General features: G+C 33.8%; 13 protein-coding genes. 11 read left to right on the top strand and 2 right to left on the bottom strand.

Annotated features, from left to right (window positions below):
- Positions 1 to 103 precede the first annotated feature (103 nt).
- From ACJJVP_RS14850 to ACJJVP_RS14840, 3 genes are all read left to right on the top strand, one after another.
- Positions 104 to 1,291 carry a PQQ-dependent sugar dehydrogenase gene (locus ACJJVP_RS14850; RefSeq protein WP_405414731.1) on the top strand — a complete coding sequence of 396 codons (1,188 nt, stop codon included), beginning with the start codon at positions 104 to 106 and terminating at the stop codon, positions 1,289 to 1,291.
- A gap of 124 nt (positions 1,292 to 1,415) precedes the next feature.
- A complete protein-coding gene (locus tag ACJJVP_RS14845) occupies positions 1,416 to 2,315 on the top strand; it encodes a sugar phosphate isomerase/epimerase family protein (protein ID WP_405414729.1) in 900 nt (299 codons plus the stop codon).
- A gap of 5 nt (positions 2,316 to 2,320) precedes the next feature.
- Positions 2,321 to 3,160 carry an aminotransferase class IV gene (locus ACJJVP_RS14840; RefSeq protein ID WP_405414726.1) on the top strand — a complete coding sequence of 280 codons (840 nt, stop codon included), beginning with the start codon at positions 2,321 to 2,323 and terminating at the stop codon, positions 3,158 to 3,160.
- Between the two features lie 3 nt (positions 3,161 to 3,163).
- On the opposite strand, the gene ACJJVP_RS14835 is transcribed toward ACJJVP_RS14840, so the two are convergent.
- Positions 3,164 to 3,988: a hypothetical protein gene (locus ACJJVP_RS14835; protein ID WP_405414723.1), complete on the bottom strand. Its 825-nt coding sequence runs from the start codon at positions 3,986 to 3,988 to the stop codon at positions 3,164 to 3,166.
- A gap of 194 nt (positions 3,989 to 4,182) precedes the next feature.
- Between ACJJVP_RS14835 and ACJJVP_RS14830 the strand changes: the two genes are divergently transcribed.
- Together ACJJVP_RS14830 and ACJJVP_RS14825 are read left to right on the top strand one after the other, a co-directional pair.
- Positions 4,183 to 5,484, top strand: a complete 1,302-nt coding sequence (locus tag ACJJVP_RS14830; RefSeq protein WP_405414721.1) for a prolyl oligopeptidase family serine peptidase — start codon at positions 4,183 to 4,185, stop codon at positions 5,482 to 5,484.
- Between the two features lie 144 nt (positions 5,485 to 5,628).
- Positions 5,629 to 5,820, top strand: coding sequence for a cold-shock protein (locus ACJJVP_RS14825; RefSeq protein WP_027067037.1), 192 nt, complete (start codon positions 5,629 to 5,631; stop codon positions 5,818 to 5,820).
- 56 nt (positions 5,821 to 5,876) lie between these two features.
- On the opposite strand, the gene ACJJVP_RS14820 is transcribed toward ACJJVP_RS14825, so the two are convergent.
- Positions 5,877 to 6,632 (bottom strand): helix-turn-helix domain-containing protein, encoded by a 756-nt coding sequence (locus ACJJVP_RS14820; RefSeq protein WP_405414718.1) that lies wholly within the window; start codon positions 6,630 to 6,632, stop codon positions 5,877 to 5,879.
- Positions 6,633 to 6,872: 240 nt separating this feature from the next.
- Here ACJJVP_RS14820 and ACJJVP_RS14815 point away from each other — a divergent pair, with 240 nt between their 5' ends.
- The 6 genes from ACJJVP_RS14815 to ACJJVP_RS14790 all read left to right on the top strand — a co-directional run bounded on the left by ACJJVP_RS14815 (position 6,873) and on the right by ACJJVP_RS14790 (position 16,286).
- A complete protein-coding gene (locus ACJJVP_RS14815) occupies positions 6,873 to 7,268 on the top strand; it encodes a molecular chaperone Tir (RefSeq protein WP_405414716.1) in 396 nt (131 codons plus the stop codon).
- Positions 7,269 to 7,280: 12 nt separating this feature from the next.
- The gene (locus tag ACJJVP_RS14810; RefSeq protein WP_405414713.1) at positions 7,281 to 7,994 is read left to right on the top strand and encodes a PspA/IM30 family protein; all 714 of its coding nucleotides are present in this window, start codon (positions 7,281 to 7,283) and stop codon (positions 7,992 to 7,994) included.
- A 4-nt stretch (positions 7,995 to 7,998) separates the two neighbouring features.
- Positions 7,999 to 8,709, top strand: coding sequence for an OB-fold-containig protein (locus ACJJVP_RS14805; RefSeq protein ID WP_036154423.1), 711 nt, complete (start codon positions 7,999 to 8,001; stop codon positions 8,707 to 8,709).
- 14 nt (positions 8,710 to 8,723) lie between these two features.
- Positions 8,724 to 10,790, top strand: coding sequence for an SPFH domain-containing protein (locus tag ACJJVP_RS14800; RefSeq protein WP_405414711.1), 2,067 nt, complete (start codon positions 8,724 to 8,726; stop codon positions 10,788 to 10,790).
- Between the two features lie 62 nt (positions 10,791 to 10,852).
- Positions 10,853 to 15,742: a DNA repair ATPase gene (locus tag ACJJVP_RS14795; protein ID WP_405414709.1), complete on the top strand. Its 4,890-nt coding sequence runs from the start codon at positions 10,853 to 10,855 to the stop codon at positions 15,740 to 15,742.
- A 97-nt stretch (positions 15,743 to 15,839) separates the two neighbouring features.
- On the top strand, positions 15,840 to 16,286 hold the full coding sequence (locus ACJJVP_RS14790) for a KTSC domain-containing protein (protein ID WP_396634464.1): 447 nt from the start codon (positions 15,840 to 15,842) through the stop codon (positions 16,284 to 16,286).
- The last annotated feature ends 1 nt before the right edge of the window (position 16,287 follow it).

The raw sequence follows: 16,287 nt of genomic DNA, 5'->3' as shown, positions 1-16,287 counted from the left end.
TATGACAGACTTTTTTTTAATTATGATAATCTACATCTCACTTTATAAAATCTTGATAGTAAATCCTGTTGTGTATCTTCGTATCAAATTAAACCACCTCTATATGAAAACTTCATTTTTAAAATTAGCTATGGTTTTGTCCGTAGTTATAGCATTACACTCTTGTAAAGAAAATAAGAAAGAAAACAATGATAGTAAGGCAAAAGAAATTGAACTTGATAGTACAGATTTAGCGTTACTAGATTTGAATCTTCCAGAAGGTTTTCAAATTGATGTATATGCTAGGGGAGTAGACGGCGCTCGTTCTATGGCAATGGGTGACAACGGCACTTTGTTTGTAGGCACAAGAACAGAAAATAATGTATATGCCATACAAGATACTAATGAAGATTTTAAAGCTGACAATATTATAGTGCTTGATACTATGGAAGTGCCAAACGGAATCGCCATGAAAAATGGTGATTTGTATGTTGCGCAACCAGGTAGCCTTTGGAAATACCCAAATATTGAAGACCAGTTAGGTGGCGATTTAGAAAAGGAATTGATCTATGATGATTTTCCGACGGAATTTCACCACGGGTGGAAATACATAGCCTTTGGACCTGATGATAAATTATATGTACCGGTAGGTGCACCATGTAATATTTGTAACCGTACCGATGAAGATGAACGTTTTGCAACTATTTCAAGAATGGACCCTGACGGTAGTAATCGTGAAATTTATGCTAGAGGTGTTAGAAACACTGTTGGCTTTACTTGGCATCCCGATACAGGGCAAATGTGGTTTACCGATAATGGTCGCGACATGTTAGGTGATGATATTCCGCCTTGCGAATTAAACACAGTTACCAAAGCCGGTCAGCATTTCGGATATCCATTTTGTCATGGTGGTATTGTAAAAGATCCAGAATTTGGTGATTTACACCCTTGCTCTGATTTTGTCGACCCTGCTTTGCAATTAGATGCTCATGTGGCACCATTAGCGATTAAATTTTATACAGGTGATATGTTTCCTAAAGAATACAAGGGTAAAGCTTTCATTGCAGAACACGGTTCTTGGAACAGAAGTAAGAAAGTAGGTTATAGAATTATGATGGTTGACATTGAAGATGGTAAAGTTATTAATAGCGAAATTTTTATTGATGGTTGGTTAGATGAAGTAGCCCAAAAAGCTACTGGAAGACCTGTTGATTTATTAGTATTAGAAGATGGTTCTATGCTTATTTCTGATGACTATGGAGATGCAATCTATAGACTTTCGTCCAGCAATACATCCGTAGCGGTTAACTAAAAAATGACTTCTTATATTTTAAAAAAAGCAGCCCTTAAAGGCTGCTTTTTTTTGTTACTAAATGTTCATGTTCTTGTCGTATCCTTTATATTTATACTCCTTATTCATTTTAGAACATCTCATCATGAACGACTCAAACTCTCGTAGAACATTTTTAAAGCAAACAGGTGTACTTTCGGTAAGTTCAATACTACCATTATCGGTGTTACCTATCGATTACAAATATAAAATGGGGTTACAATTGTTCACCATTCGCGATGCCATGGCCAAAAACCCAATTCAGAGTATAAAGTATGCACGTAAAATGGGTTATGAGGATGGGGAAATTTACGGCTATGATGTTAATAATGATACTTACTACGGTATTAAATCAAAAGAATTTAAAAAGCAATTAGAAGATCTTGATTTCACAATTTCTAGTGGTCATTATGATTTTTCCAGTTATTTTAATGATTCGGCAGAAACACTTGAAAGATATGTAGGTCAGTGTATTGAAGGTGCTCATAATATAAATAGCAAATTTATTACATGGCCGTGGCTAGCACCAGAATATCGAACTTTGGAAAATTTTAAAGTTCTACCTGATAAATTGAACAGAATAGGAGAGCAAGTAACTAAAGCTGGGTTACAATTTGCTTATCACAATCACGATTTTGAGTTTACTGACCATAATGGTGAACAAGGCTATAATATAATTTTATCAGGTACAGACTCTGATTTGGTAAAGTTGCAAATGGATATGTATTGGGTAGAACATTCTTCCGATAAAAGTCCGGCAGAATTAATTGCCGAAAATCCTGGTCGTTATGTTATGTGGCACATAAAAGACATGGACAAAGTAACTCGCGACTATTCTGAAATGGGAAATGGTTCTATAGATTACAAGAAAATGCTTTCTAGTATAGAGAAAGAAGATCTGCAATATTATTACATAGAACAAGGTGGCAATTTTGCTGAGAATTCCATGAAGAGTATTACCGACAGTGCCATATATTTCAAAAAACACCTACAAAGATATCTTTAAGCCCTATGAATTACCCGAGTAAAGTTTATCTCAACGGACAAATCGTAAATCAACAAGAAGCCAAGGTTTCTGTGTTCGACCGCGGATTTATTTTCGGTGACGGTCTTTATGAGGTCATGGTTCAAATAAACGGAAATTTCTTTTATGAAAAAGAGCACCTAGCAAGACTACAATTCGGTTTACAAGAAATCAATATAGATTTTGATTCAGACATTCTTAAAAACGAAATACCCAAATTACTGCTAGCTGCTCAGTTGACAGATGTTGACTGTATGCTTTATATACAGATTACTAGGGGAGTGGCCCCACGTCAACATTCTTATCCGTCAAACATAAAACCAACAGTAATGATGTATGCTGTGCCAAAAGTTTTACCTGAAATAAATAAGATAGATGCCCTTGTAATTTCAAGAAATGATTTCAGATGGTCTCGATGTGATATTAAAATGACCTCTCTTCTAGGAAATGTAATGTTGAACGAAGAAGCTATGCAAAATGAATGTTATGAAACCATATTACATAGAAATGGAGTTTTTACAGAGGCATCTCACAGTAATTTATTTTTTGTAAAGAACGGAGAAGTGTATACCCATCCAGCAGATGAGCACATTCTTAATGGCATTACCAGAATTATAGTAATTGAACTTTGCCGCTTACTTGACATTAAAGTTATAGAAAAGGCTATTAAGTTAACGGAAATTAAAAATATTGATGAAGCTTTCCTAACAGGTACCAGTACTCAAATTGCAGCTATTCAAAAAATTGATGATTACCAATTATATAAAGGAAATAAAAAAGGCCCTATTACTAAAAGATTACAAGAGGCCTTTTTGAAATTGAAATAGGTTTTAATCCACCATAAAATAGGTAAAGAACTCATCTGTATCTTTAACTTTAATAAGGTCTAAAATATAGCATACTTCACTTAAATCAGAAAAATCCAATCCGCCTTCAGCAACACTTTCATTTAAATATCTGCCGTCCATACCATTATATTTATTTCCTAAACGAATAGCAGTATTCCAAACTTTGGTCAAATGTTCATCGTTTAATTTAGATTCCCAATCTACCTTTACATCAGATTTAAAGCCCGGTGTACCATTGCCCACAGCATTACCATCAGCTATTTTATGATAGTCGGTTGCAGTTTTTACATACATTAACTTAACAGGCTTTGCGACAGATTCGTTCCAATCACTATGCTGAACCACATGAATAACATCTCTAATTTTTATCGAAGGATTCTCTTTTCTAATTTTCTTTACCCAATCTGCAGTAAAATCTGATTGCCCAGCTTCTGCTATCCAAATTGAACCGCCATTTTTAATAATATTCAATGCTTTACTCACCACTTTGTCGTTAGATTCTTCCCATTCCTTATCCGCATCTGTCCAATTACCTTTAAACGCCATTTTCATTAATTCATTTGGCGGAACATATAATCCTTTTTGAATACCATAAGTACCAGCAACAGCGAAGTAATTTAAATCTTTATAATCTGGGTGTTTTAAAATTGTTGCCAAACCGGCTGCTGTGTGTAAATCATCAACATCAGTTTTACAGTCTAACTGTAAAATTAATAAGTCTTTAGATATATCAAATTTTGATTCTTGGGCATTTATATTGATACAAAATAGAATTGCGAATAATATGGCTAATAAAATTTTATACATGTTGAGTAATCTTTTCATTTTAAGAAGAGTGATTTCATTGAATTGTTGTTCGCACTAAAGTATCGAATAATAATTTGATGGCAATAGAATGCTTATTAATTGAAAAACGGTATTTTAATTAAGTAAGCACCAAATATTAATTACAAATGCTACCCAAATCTTGTATCTTTCTGTCAAACAACAAAAATCAAATAATGAAAAGATCAATTTTAATTTTATTTACATTTCTGGTAATTAATCCGCTTTTAGCTATCGAACCGGAAATTAACTCGACATCTAATTACGATGAAGATGGTTATACATTAATTTTAGAAGGTTATGATTGGGGTCCGGCCGTAAAAAGTGTAGTTGTGCCCATGACTGATGCTGTATCAGAAGCTGCTGTAAAAGATTATAATATTTTAGTTGAAAGAAATGCTGACGGAGTAAAAATGTCTCCGGAAGAGGCAAAAGGAAAACGAGAAATACTTTTCACATACGTTTCTGATGCCAAAGGAAATAGAATACCTGAAGGAAATTATGTAACATTAGTACTATTAGTACACCCTAATAACCCATTAGATTCTCCCATAAAGTATGTGTATAAAGATGGAAAGGGCAGTAATCAATGGATAGATTATAAACTAATCATTACCCAATCATCAACTGGTAAAACATGGAATAAAGAAGCTTCTCGTATCTATGAAGATTTAGATCGATTTGATTTAAAAGGAAAATACTCAAGTAATGGTATATCATTAACTTATGCATCATATGAACCTAAAACTACTTCATCAAAATCTCCTTTAATAATCTGGTTACATGGTGGTGGTGAAGGTGGTACCGACCCAAGTATAGCTTTAGTAGCCAATAAGGCTACAAACTACGCAACAAATGAAATACAATCATTTTTTGATGGGGCATATATTCTTGTACCTCAAGCACCCACATTTTGGATGCAAGATGCCAATGGAGTTCATACTAGAGGTGATAATAATGATATTTATAATAAAACCCTATTCGACCTTATTGATAATTTTGTAAAAGACAATCCGAAAATAGATACACAAAGGGTTTATATAGGCGGCTGTTCTAATGGTGGCTATATGAGCCTAAAACTTTTACTTGAACACCCAAATTATTTTGCGGCGGGTTATATAAGTGCACTTGCTTATTCAAACTCAAATATTACCGACAAACAAATTGAAAGTATTAAAAATATACCAATTTGGTTCATCCATTCTAAAGATGACACCACTACTGTTCCAGAAGAAACCGTTGTACCTTTATATAATAGATTAATTGCCGCTAAAGCATTAAATGTTCATTTTTCATATTATGACCATGTTATTGACTTAACCGGATTCTTTGGTGGAGAAAACTACTATTTCCCTGGGCACTGGTCATGGATTTATAGCCATGATAACAATGCAAACTTTGATTTTGATAATAAACCCGTCTTATTGAAAGGTGAAAATGTGACTATTATGGAGTGGTTAGCTGCTCAGGAAAAGTAAGAATAGCCTTAACCAACCTTAAAACAAGTAAAATCTCTTAAAATCTTCACAAAAAACAGATATAAAAGAACTTTAAACGCTGTTTCTCAACTATTGGCGTCATCTTTGCATCTTAATAAGTATTATAAATTAAATTACATTACAATGAGTAAAGGAACAGTAAAATTTTTCAATGACACAAAAGGTTTCGGTTTTATCACTGAAGAAGGAGTTGAAAAAGACCACTTTGTACACATTTCTGGTTTAATCGATGAGATTCGTGAAGGCGATGAAGTTGAATTCGAACTTAAAGAAGGTAACAAAGGTTTAAACGCAGTGAACGTTAAAGTTATCTAAGACATATATACTTTCAAGTTTAAGAAAAAGCCCTTCATTTCTGAAGGGCTTTTTTATTATCGCTCTTTTTTGAGTTTATCAAAATCTTGTGCTAACTGAAATAATTTTTCTTCTAAGTTAAAGTTGGTCTCCGGTAATCTATGATAAAATACATACCTAACACGCCACATCTCTTTAATCTCTTTTAAATCAAGTAAGATATCATCAACATTTTTATGTTCGGCACGTAGTACAAAATTATCATTTGTAATAAATAATCTTCTTAAAATGATATTTTGATTGGTAACCGTAAATACTAAAGTACCATTATTCAGTTTAGAATAAACCTCAGGCGGTATTAATTCACCAATAACAATATCCTTAGGAAACATGCCAGATTCGTTCTTGCTCATTTCTAAATTCTGCACGGTATAAGCTCTAAATTTTTTATCAGGATTTATAGGTAATGATAAAAAAGGTAAGTCTTGTATGTAAGAATCTTTACTGTAATACTTAAGATAATCACTTTGATTTATTGCGGTAATACAAGGTACTTTTATAAAAAATTCTTGTTCACCTAAATCTTGTTCTACTGTTAAATTGCCTTTGAATTTTAATAAATTATTGACCGTTAATTCAGTTGTAAGTAGGTCATCAATAGGTATGCTAAAATAATTAGCAATTTTTATTAGTGTCTCTAATTTAGGTTCACTTCTTCCTTCTTCATATGCACCTAAAGTCCCTCTTTTAAGGTCAAATAGCTCAGCAAATGCCTGTTGGCTAAGGCTTTTTAAGCTTCTAATTTTTCTGATATTCTTCCCGAAGTATGACATTTTTTGCTAATAATATTTGCAAATACTAAAAATAGTATTATATTTGTCTAACAAAATTAGCAATAAATATTTGAATTGCTATTATTTTGAGCTGTTATTTTTTATTAACCAATTTAAAACACAATATTATGTTCATCGTCGTTGTTTACATTTTAGCGTTCTTAATCTGATTTTAAGAAAACACACCAATAATATGTTGTATTATTGAATCTAAGAATCCACCTACAAAAACTAACCAATATGAAAAACCATTTTAATATAACCAGAGATTATCTTCTTCAATTAAACTTTAATATCGTTAAAGAGAATAGAGCAGACGGTATTTTGGTTGTAGAGAAAGAAGATTTCGGAATTAAAAATCTCATTCTAGGAGTATCACCACCAATTTTGATTATGGAACAATTTATATTTTCTGTTCATAATCAATCTGAAAAGATATTTAAAAGTTTACTACAGAAGAATAGAGATATCATTCATGGAGCTTTCGTTCTTGATGAAACCGCAAACAGGGTCATATTCAGAGATACGTTACAGATTGAGAATATGGACCTAAATGAAATAGAAGCCAGCTTAAATTCTCTAAGCTTGTTAATGAGTGAATACTCAGATCAAATAATTGAATTTTCTAAATACTAAAAATAAAAAATCATGAATATATTTAAAAGACTATTTAAAATAGGAGAGGCTGAAACTAATTCAGCAATTGATAAGATGGAAGATCCTATTAAGATGACCGAACAAGGCATTAGGGATATGAAGCTAGACTTGGAAAAAAGTTTAGAGGCTCTTGCACAAGTAAAAGCACTTGCCATACGTTCTAAGAACGATCAAGATGTTTATAAAAATAAAGCAAAAGAGTATCAAGATAAAGCCATTATAATTTTAAAAAAGGCCAATAGTAAAGAAATGGACGCTGCTGAAGCGGACAGACTTGCTAAAGAAGCTTTAATGCAGAAAGAAACCAATGAAAAGCAATTAGAAGCTACAAAAACCGAAACTGAAAAATTTGAAGCTAATGTGAGTCAAATGCAAGGTAATGTAGAAGCTTTAAAAGCAAACATAGGCAATTGGGAGAATGAGCTTAAAACACTTAAAGCACGTGTAAAGGTTAGTAATGCCACCAAAAACCTAAACAAGCAAATGGCTGAATTGGATAGCACCGGTACTGTTTCTATGCTTGAAAGAATGAAGGAGAAAATTGCGCAAGAAGAAGCCTTGGCAGAAGCTTATGGTGATATCGCAAATTCGAGTAAATCTATAGATGAAGAACTTGACAAAGCTGCTGATACTACTGAAGCCGCTGCAGATGATGAACTTCAAAAACTTAAAGAACAACTAGGGTTTAACAAATCCAAAAAATAAAAATTTGAATCAACTAATAGACATATTATTTTCTGAGGTAAATATCACGTTAACCTTATTATTGATACTCCTTCTGGTGTATTGGATCATAACCATGATAGGTGGTCTTGATTTTGACCTAGATGTTGATGTCGATATAGATGTAGACGCCGATGTAGATCTAGACGCTGGTATTGAAGGTGGTAATCTTGATTTTGAAGATATTTCTAACACTGAAGTCAACCAGGAAGATGTCATAGGAAAGAGGCGTAGACCACTAAAATGGTGGCAAATATTCCTTATCTATTTCAACTTTGTAGGACTGCCTTTTATGTTTACGTTTACCTGCTGGATATTTGTTTGGTGGTTGATTACAACTTTAGCGACCACATTGACGTTTACCTATGACAATTATATAGGATTCATTATTATGATCGCTGCGCTTTTTCCAGCATTGTTCGTCAATAAATTATTTACCACCCCGTTTAAGGGCTTTTTCAAGCAACTGAATAAAGATGGTGATGCTCCTGTTGATTTTTTGGGCAGGCAAGCCACTTTACTATCTAATATTAGCGAAGATAAAATGGGTAATGCAGAAGTAAAAGCAGATGGTAATAGTCATTCTATCTATGTAAAATCTTTGGATCGTAAACCGTTAACCTACGGTAGTTCGGTTTTAATCATCAAACGATCTGCGGATCACACACACTTTTTAGTACAATCTTATAACCAATAAAACTTAAATCATTTATGGAATCCATCTTTTCAATTATCGGTATAGGTTTGGGGGTAATCCTCTTCCTTATCATTGTTTATTTTGCAATCATTGCAATGTTCTACAAAAAAGTTCATCAAGGTCAAGCCTTGGTAAGAACCGGATTTGGAGGAACTAAAGTAGCTACGGACAAAGGTCTGTATGTAGTGCCAGTATTTCATAGAGTTGAAGTAATGGATATTTCAGTAAAGAAAATTCAAATTGAAAGATTGGCGACAGAAGGTCTTATCTGTAAGGATAATATGCGTGCAGATATTAAAGTAGCATTCTTCGTTAGGGTAAATAATGAAGTAGACCTTATTAAAAAAGTTGCTCAAACCATTGGTGTACAGAGAGCTTCTAGACAAGAAACGCTTGAAGAGCTTTTTGAAGCCAAGTTTTCCGAAGCCTTAAAAACCGTTGGTAAAAAGTTCGATTTTATTCAATTATATGAAGCGCGTAGAGAGTTTAGAGATGAGATCGTTGATATTATTGGAATTGACCTAAACGGCTATACCTTAGAAGATTGTGCCATAGATTATCTGGAGCAAACTGCCGTGGCGCATTTGAAAGCAGATAATATTCTTGATGCAGAAGGTATCAAGAAGATTAATGATCTTACGGCTGCTCAAAATGTAAAATCGAATCTTATTAAGCGTGACGAGGAGAAAACTATTCGTAAACAAGATGTAGAAGCTCGTGAAGCTATTCTAGAGCTAGACAAGCAGTTAGCGGAAAAAGAAGAACAACAAAAAAGAGAGATCGCAAATATAAAATCTCGCGAAGAGGCAGAAACTTTAAAAGTATCTGAAGAAGAGCGTTTGAAGTCAGAAACTGCTCGTATTGCTACCCAAGAAAAAGTAAAAGTTGCTGAAGAGAATATGGAGCGTCAAATTATTGTCGCTTTAAAAAATAAGCAACGTACAGATGCCGTAGAGACGGAAAGAGTAGAAAAAGACAGACTTTTAGAGGCTACGGAAAGAGAAAGAGTAGTTACGCTGGCACAGATTGAAAAAGAAAAAGTTGTTGAAGTAGAGAAAAAGAATATACAAGATGTTATTCGTGATCGTGTTACTCTTGAAAAAGGAGTAGTGGAAGAGCAAGAGAATATGAAAGATATCCAAGCTTTTAAAACTGCAGATAGAGATAAGCAAGTAAAAATAACAATTGCCGAAGCAACTGCTCAAGAAGACCTGATCAAAACGATTAAAGCTGCAGAAGCGCAAAAAGAAGCTGCCAAGCAAAAAGCCGAAGAGATTAATATTGAAGCACTTGCTCATAAAGAGGCTAGTGAGAAAGAGGCTGAAGCGCGTAAAATTTTAGCTGAAGCAACAGCGAAAGAAGAGGCAACCGTTGGTATGTCTGAAGCTCAAGTTATGCATGCTAAAGCGGATGCCTTTGAACGTGAAGGAATTGTACAAGCTATCATCATTGAGAAGAAAGCCAAAGCTGAAGCTGTTGGTATTGAAGCAAAAGCCGAAGCCAAGCGTAAAGATGGATTAGCAGAGGCTGATGTTATCAAAGAAAAAGCGATGGCAGATGCTGCTGGTATAGAAGAGAAGGCAAATGCAATGAAGAAATTAGATGGTGTTGGTAAAGAACACGAAGAATTTAAACTGCGTTTAGACAAAGAATTACAAGTTGATCTTGCCCACATTAATATCCAGAAAGATATTGCCGATGCACAAGCACAGGTTATTGGTGATGCATTAAAAGCTGCCAAGATTGATATTGTTGGTGGTGAGACCATGTTCTTTGATCAAATTATCGGTCAAATAACCAAAGGTAAAGGCTATGATAGATTGGTTGAAAACAGTACTAACATACAAGATGTAAAAGATGCTATTTTAGGCAGCGATGATGTCAAAGGGAATCTTTTGGAAAAGGTAAAAGAATTCGCTGATAAATATGGTATCTCTACTGAAGACCTTAAAAACGTAACTATAGCAAATTTACTGATGGACTTAAAATCAAAGTCTAACGATAGTGAAGAGCAAACACTGTTTAGCAATCTATTTAACCTTGCAAAAGGGTTAGGTATGGGCGATAAAAAGTTGAAATAGACGCTTAACACTTAGAGTTTTAAAGTAATTTATTAATGTAGTACTAAAGCCTAGTTATTTTTATGGCAGAAGAATCCCGAACAGACAAAACGGAAGAACATATTTTAGATGGTGGTACTTATGATGTGATTAAAAACCGACTGCAAAAGCAGAAGGAATTGTTACAGAGTAAGCTAATTAATCTAAACGATGATAGAAAAACCGTTTTTGGCTCATTAGAAACAAAGCTTATTGCTAATGACAGAATCAATACAGAGAATAATTGTATAGCAAGAGATATTGTTTCTTTTGGCGACACTTGTCTGTTCGGGTATAATGTTCATTTTGGTCTTAGAACCGAGATAACTATTAAAGACGTTTTTAGCGCTTATAAGTTTAAAGAAAATAGTTTTAAAGCTTCTACTCTTGATATTTTAGATGACGAAACTTTTAGATCTGACTTTACCAATTTATATAAATACTATAGAAATACGATATTTTCCAACTTCGCCGTAATTGGAAATTATCTACATATGGTTTTTCAGCTAAGTGAGAGTCCTACAGATATCAAAACCTTTAAATGGTTAGTGGTAGACAATTCGCTAAAATATATTGATAACCGTAGCGAACATGAATACAAATTTCCTGTTCAACAAGAGTTTAAATGGCAAGAGGCTACGAGAGATATGCAACGTTATGGAGAACATCCTCATGTGTCTATAAAAGACCGGGTGTTTGTAGAAACCATTGGTGGCGACCTTACTATAAAAATTGAGGATAACACTACAGAGGGCAAAGGTATTTTAGATGAACCCGTAGAATATGTTGACCAAACTTTAGATGACGGTCAATATCGTTTTGGAGATTTAGGCAACCTTTTAATTTTAGAAATAAAGCCATTTCAAGAAGCTGCCCGTTATTTTGTTTTCAATGATAAAATGCGAGAGGTTCAAAAAATTGATTCTGTTAAAGATGCCTGTATTTTACTGCCAGATGATCAAGGTATCATCTTTCCAACGGGTTATTATTTACAGACAGGAGAGTATCATATTTTTGATAATGCTATCCCTAATGTAAAATTTCAAGAACGTATTATTTCTCCGAATGGAGAAGATTTTCTGTATGTTTTCTATTCTGCTGCCGAAGGGTTATATAACCTTATGTCTTATAATATCATAAGCCAGGTTATTAAAACGCCTATCATCTGTAATGGATTTACAATTTTAGAAAATGGTGAACTTTGTTATTTCAAAACAGAGCAAGAACAAACCAAGCACCATGTTGTTCAAATTTGGCAAACACCTTACTTAAAAGGTGATTACGTGCCTTCACAGCATGAAGATACACTGCTATATAAAATAGGGAACAAAGATATTGTAAAGGCTATGGCAGAAGTCAATGGCTTAATTACATTGTTGAATAAAAACGACAACTATGCCGGACTATATAGTGATATTGCAAAGTTTTCGAAAGATATTTTAGATGCGTATTATTGGTTGCCAGAGCCAGATACACATCAATTAAACGAGCCTATTGAAGAAATCAACAAAGCATCTAACGCTGCTATTGATGAGTTTGAAAAGGTAGTAGAACTGCGTAAAAATGCTCAAAATCAATCTAAACTAATTCAACAGAATTCTGAGGAGTTATTTAATAAAATCAAAAGCACCTCATTTAAAAGTATTGATGAGTTTGTTGCCTTACTTACCAGATTACGATCTTTAAGAGGTGAAGCTATTTCGCTTAAAGAAGTACGATATATTGATTTAGAATATATTGAGGTTCTGGAAGAACAAATAGGGGAGCAGACCAAAAAGATATCAGAACGTTGTGTTCAGTTTCTTTTAAACCCGAATGCATTACAACCATACCATGACGCTTTAAAAGATAAAAAAGAATTTATAGCTACTGTTGAAAAGGTAATTGTAGCTAAAGAGAAGGAAGATGAAATTAATGAGATCAGTACTCAATTAGAAATGCTGATCGATATTGTTTCTAATTTAGAAATTGAAGATACTGCCCATTCCACTAAGATTATCGATGATATTTCATTGATTTTTTCAACTATAAATGAACTTAAGGCTGCTTTAAAAAACAAAAGAAATTCTCTTGGTATATCTGAAGCCAAGGCAGAGTTTGCTGCACAACTAAAATTGATTGATCAGAGTATCATCAATTACTTAGATATGGCATCTACACCAGAAAAGTGTGATGAATATCAAACTAAAACATCTATTCAATTAGAGGAACTAGAGGGCAAATTCACCGATTTTGAAGAATTTATCGAGACTATTATTGAAAAGAGAGAAGAGGTTTATGCTGCTTTTGATGCTAGAAAGAACTCTTTAATTGAAAAACGGAATAAAAAATCTAGCGCATTAGCCAATGCATCAGCCAGGATATTAAAAGGGGTACAGAAAAAGGCACAGAGTTTTAATTCTGCCGTAGAAATCAACGGATACTTTGCTTCAGATTTAATGATCAATAAGCTGCGTGATATTATTTCTCAATTGCAAGAGCTTGATGATAGTGGTAAAGCTGAAGAGATTGAAACCCAATTGAAAACGGCTAGGGAAGATGCTCTTAGAAAGTTAAAGGATAAGTTAGATCTTTATGAAGATGGCGATAGTGTTATTAGATTAGGTAAACACAAATTCGGCGTTAACAAGCAGCAGTTAGACTTAACGATTGTTTTTCATGATAACGAACTCAATTATCATTTAACAGGAACCGATTTTTACAAAGTACTGAACAATGAAGAATTTGTCAAGAATAGGCACTTATGGAATCAGGAATATGTTTCTGAAACAGATGATATTTATCGTGCTGCATATTTAGCTTACAAAATATTTTCAAAGTTCACCGAAGAAGATTTACTTCCTTTAAGTGATGAAGAGTTGTTGAAGCTTGTTCAAGAGCAAAGTAGAAACGACTATTCTGAAGGCTATATAAAAGGGGTTCATGATGTAGATGCTTCAAGAATACTGAAGCTTTTGGTACATAAACACCATGAATTAGATTTACTTACTTACCGACCAGAAATTCGTGGGTATGCCCAATTTTTCTGGTATGATTTGGATAAAGATGTTAAAGCCGAATTAGATAAAGGTTTAAAAGCTGCAGGAGAGGTATTGCAATATTTTCCTGAATCTAAAGAATACGCTTCTATCATTGAAGGATTGAAAAAGAAAATAGAAGTCTTTTCTGAAGAAACAAAGCTATTTGACGCCCTATTAAGCGAAGATATTGCTGATTATCTGTTTGAAGAACTAAAATCGGATTCTGAATTCGTGTATAGTGGCTTTGCTATTCAATTAAAAGATGAATTTTTAAAATTACTTAAATCTCAAAATGCAGATTTAAAGTTTAAGAAAAGTGTTGAAGAAGCTCCAAAATTTTCATCGAAAGTTCGTTTGGTGAAACAATGGGTAGGTGCATTTTTAAAATCCAAAAAAGATGTCGATGCTAATACTAATTTAAACAGATATGAAAATGAAATTGTAGGAGCCATTTTGTTTAGAGATGAGTCTGCTTCTAAGATCAAGGCTGTTTCGCCGAATGAAAGTCTAAAAGAGCTGAGAGGTTCTCATGAAACTATTGTTGAAGGAGTTTATTCGTTCAATTATCATGATTTTATTTCTAGAATGAGCTTATTCGTGTCAGATGAAGTTCCGGCATTTTTAAAGTTTAAAAAGACAAAACACGAAATAACCGAAAAGCTGAAAATTGATTTAAAGTTAGAGGAATTTAAGCCAAGAGTGCTTACATCATTCGTACGTAATAAATTAATTGATGAAGTATATCTTCCAATTTTCGGTAACAATTTAGCGAAACAGCTAGGTACGGTAGGTGCAAACAAACGTACCGATAGAATGGGTATGTTACTTTTAATATCGCCACCAGGTTATGGTAAAACCACCTTGATGGAATATATAGCAAACCGACTTGGATTAATTTTCGTTAAAATAAATGGACCGGCAATTGGTCATGAGGTTACCAATGTAGATCCAGCCTCTGCAAAAAACAGTGCTGCTCGTGAAGAGCTTAAAAAGCTGAATCTTGCATTTGAAATGGGGAATAACGTGATGCTTTATATTGATGATATTCAGCATTGTAATCCGGAATTTTTACAAAAGTTCATTTCCCTTTCAGATGGTACTCGTAAGATAGAAGGTGTATACGAAGGTCAGCCTAAAACATACGATTTGCGTGGTAAAAAATTCTGCGTAATAATGGCAGGTAATCCATATACAGAAAGCGGAGACAAATTTCAGATTCCAGATATGTTAGCCAACCGTGCCGATATTTATAACCTTGGTGATATTATTGGCGAAACCGAACATTTATTTCGATTGAGTTTGGTAGAAAATTCGCTAACTGCAAATCCTATTTTGCAACAATTGGCAAGTAAAGAATTTGACGATGTGTATACTTTGGTTGAACAAATTGAATCTAAATCTGATGAGGGTCAATTAATTGGCAACCATTCTAGTCAAGAAGTTGAAGAATATAAAAAGGTTCTCGAAAAAGTATTGCGGGTAAGAGATGTATTATTGAAAGTAAATGCAACGTACATTAAAAGTGCCGCCATGCAAGATGAATACCGTACAGAACCTTCTTTTAAACTTCAAGGCTCTTATAGGGATATGAACAAGTTAGTTGCTCAGATTGTGCCTATAATGAATGAGCGGGAATTGAACACGCTTTTACGTTCACATTATGAGAATGAAGCGCAGACCTTAACTGGTTCTGCGGAAGCAAACTTGTTAAAGTACAATGAGCTGATTGGTAATCTTACTACGGAAGAAGATGCGCGTTGGAGTGTTATAAAGGAGCAATTTGTAAAGAACAATAAATTAAAAGGGTTTGGTAATGCCAATGAGATGGCTCAAGTACTTTCGCAGATGATGGAATTCTCTGATAATCTTGCCGGTATCAAATCGGTTCTTGAAAAGGGATTAAAAAATGATTAAGGTTTAAATTTATAAAATAGTTTTTCTTTTATTACTGAAATTCAAGCTTTCACGTCAAAATAAAGATGTAGTTTTGCACCCGCAAAAAAGCTGCATTATGAAGCGTATTAATGAATATAAGAAACTCTTCGGGGTTGAAAAAGAAATTGAACTTAAAGCTCTTAAGTCTACCTATAGAAAATTGGTAAAAGAATGGCATCCAGACAAATTTCAAGAGGGTGACGACAAAAGAGAAGAAGCAGAGGTTCAAAGCCGTCGTATTATTGACGGATACCACTTTTTAGTAAGTATCGCCCCTGAAACCAAAGAAGCTAATAAAGAAGTATACAACGAGTCTATAAACTCTGGCGTTGCCGATTTCCAGCATAATGGTTTAGTATTAGAAGTTACTTTCGTTGATGGTGCTACGTATGAGTATTTTGGCGTAACAAAACCTATTTTTCAGAAAATGATCAATGCTAACAAATTGAACAGATTCGCGAAAAGAACAATTTTCCCAAATTATCTATACAGAAAATCGAAACGTGACCTTCAAGAGGCATAAT

This window comes from Maribacter sp. Asnod1-A12, from assembly GCF_045063735.1.
In the GTDB taxonomy this organism is placed as follows: domain Bacteria; phylum Bacteroidota; class Bacteroidia; order Flavobacteriales; family Flavobacteriaceae; genus Maribacter.
This window is presented reverse-complemented; position numbering and strand designations above follow the sequence as displayed.

Bases quoted from the DNA above. Each gene is read 5' to 3' on its own strand.
- ACJJVP_RS14850 (WP_405414731.1), top strand. From the start codon at position 104: ATGAAAACTTCATTTTTAAAATTAGCTATGGTTTTGTCCGTAGTTATA.
- ACJJVP_RS14845 (WP_405414729.1), top strand. From the start codon at position 1,416: ATGAACGACTCAAACTCTCGTAGAACATTTTTAAAGCAAACAGGTGTA.
- ACJJVP_RS14840 (WP_405414726.1), top strand. From the start codon at position 2,321: ATGAATTACCCGAGTAAAGTTTATCTCAACGGACAAATCGTAAATCAA.
- ACJJVP_RS14835 (WP_405414723.1), bottom strand. From the start codon at position 3,988: ATGTATAAAATTTTATTAGCCATATTATTCGCAATTCTATTTTGTATC.
- ACJJVP_RS14830 (WP_405414721.1), top strand. From the start codon at position 4,183: ATGAAAAGATCAATTTTAATTTTATTTACATTTCTGGTAATTAATCCG.
- ACJJVP_RS14825 (WP_027067037.1), top strand. From the start codon at position 5,629: ATGAGTAAAGGAACAGTAAAATTTTTCAATGACACAAAAGGTTTCGGT.
- ACJJVP_RS14820 (WP_405414718.1), bottom strand. From the start codon at position 6,632: ATGTCATACTTCGGGAAGAATATCAGAAAAATTAGAAGCTTAAAAAGC.
- ACJJVP_RS14815 (WP_405414716.1), top strand. From the start codon at position 6,873: ATGAAAAACCATTTTAATATAACCAGAGATTATCTTCTTCAATTAAAC.
- ACJJVP_RS14810 (WP_405414713.1), top strand. From the start codon at position 7,281: ATGAATATATTTAAAAGACTATTTAAAATAGGAGAGGCTGAAACTAAT.
- ACJJVP_RS14800 (WP_405414711.1), top strand. From the start codon at position 8,724: ATGGAATCCATCTTTTCAATTATCGGTATAGGTTTGGGGGTAATCCTC.
- ACJJVP_RS14795 (WP_405414709.1), top strand. From the start codon at position 10,853: ATGGCAGAAGAATCCCGAACAGACAAAACGGAAGAACATATTTTAGAT.
- ACJJVP_RS14790 (WP_396634464.1), top strand. From the start codon at position 15,840: ATGAAGCGTATTAATGAATATAAGAAACTCTTCGGGGTTGAAAAAGAA.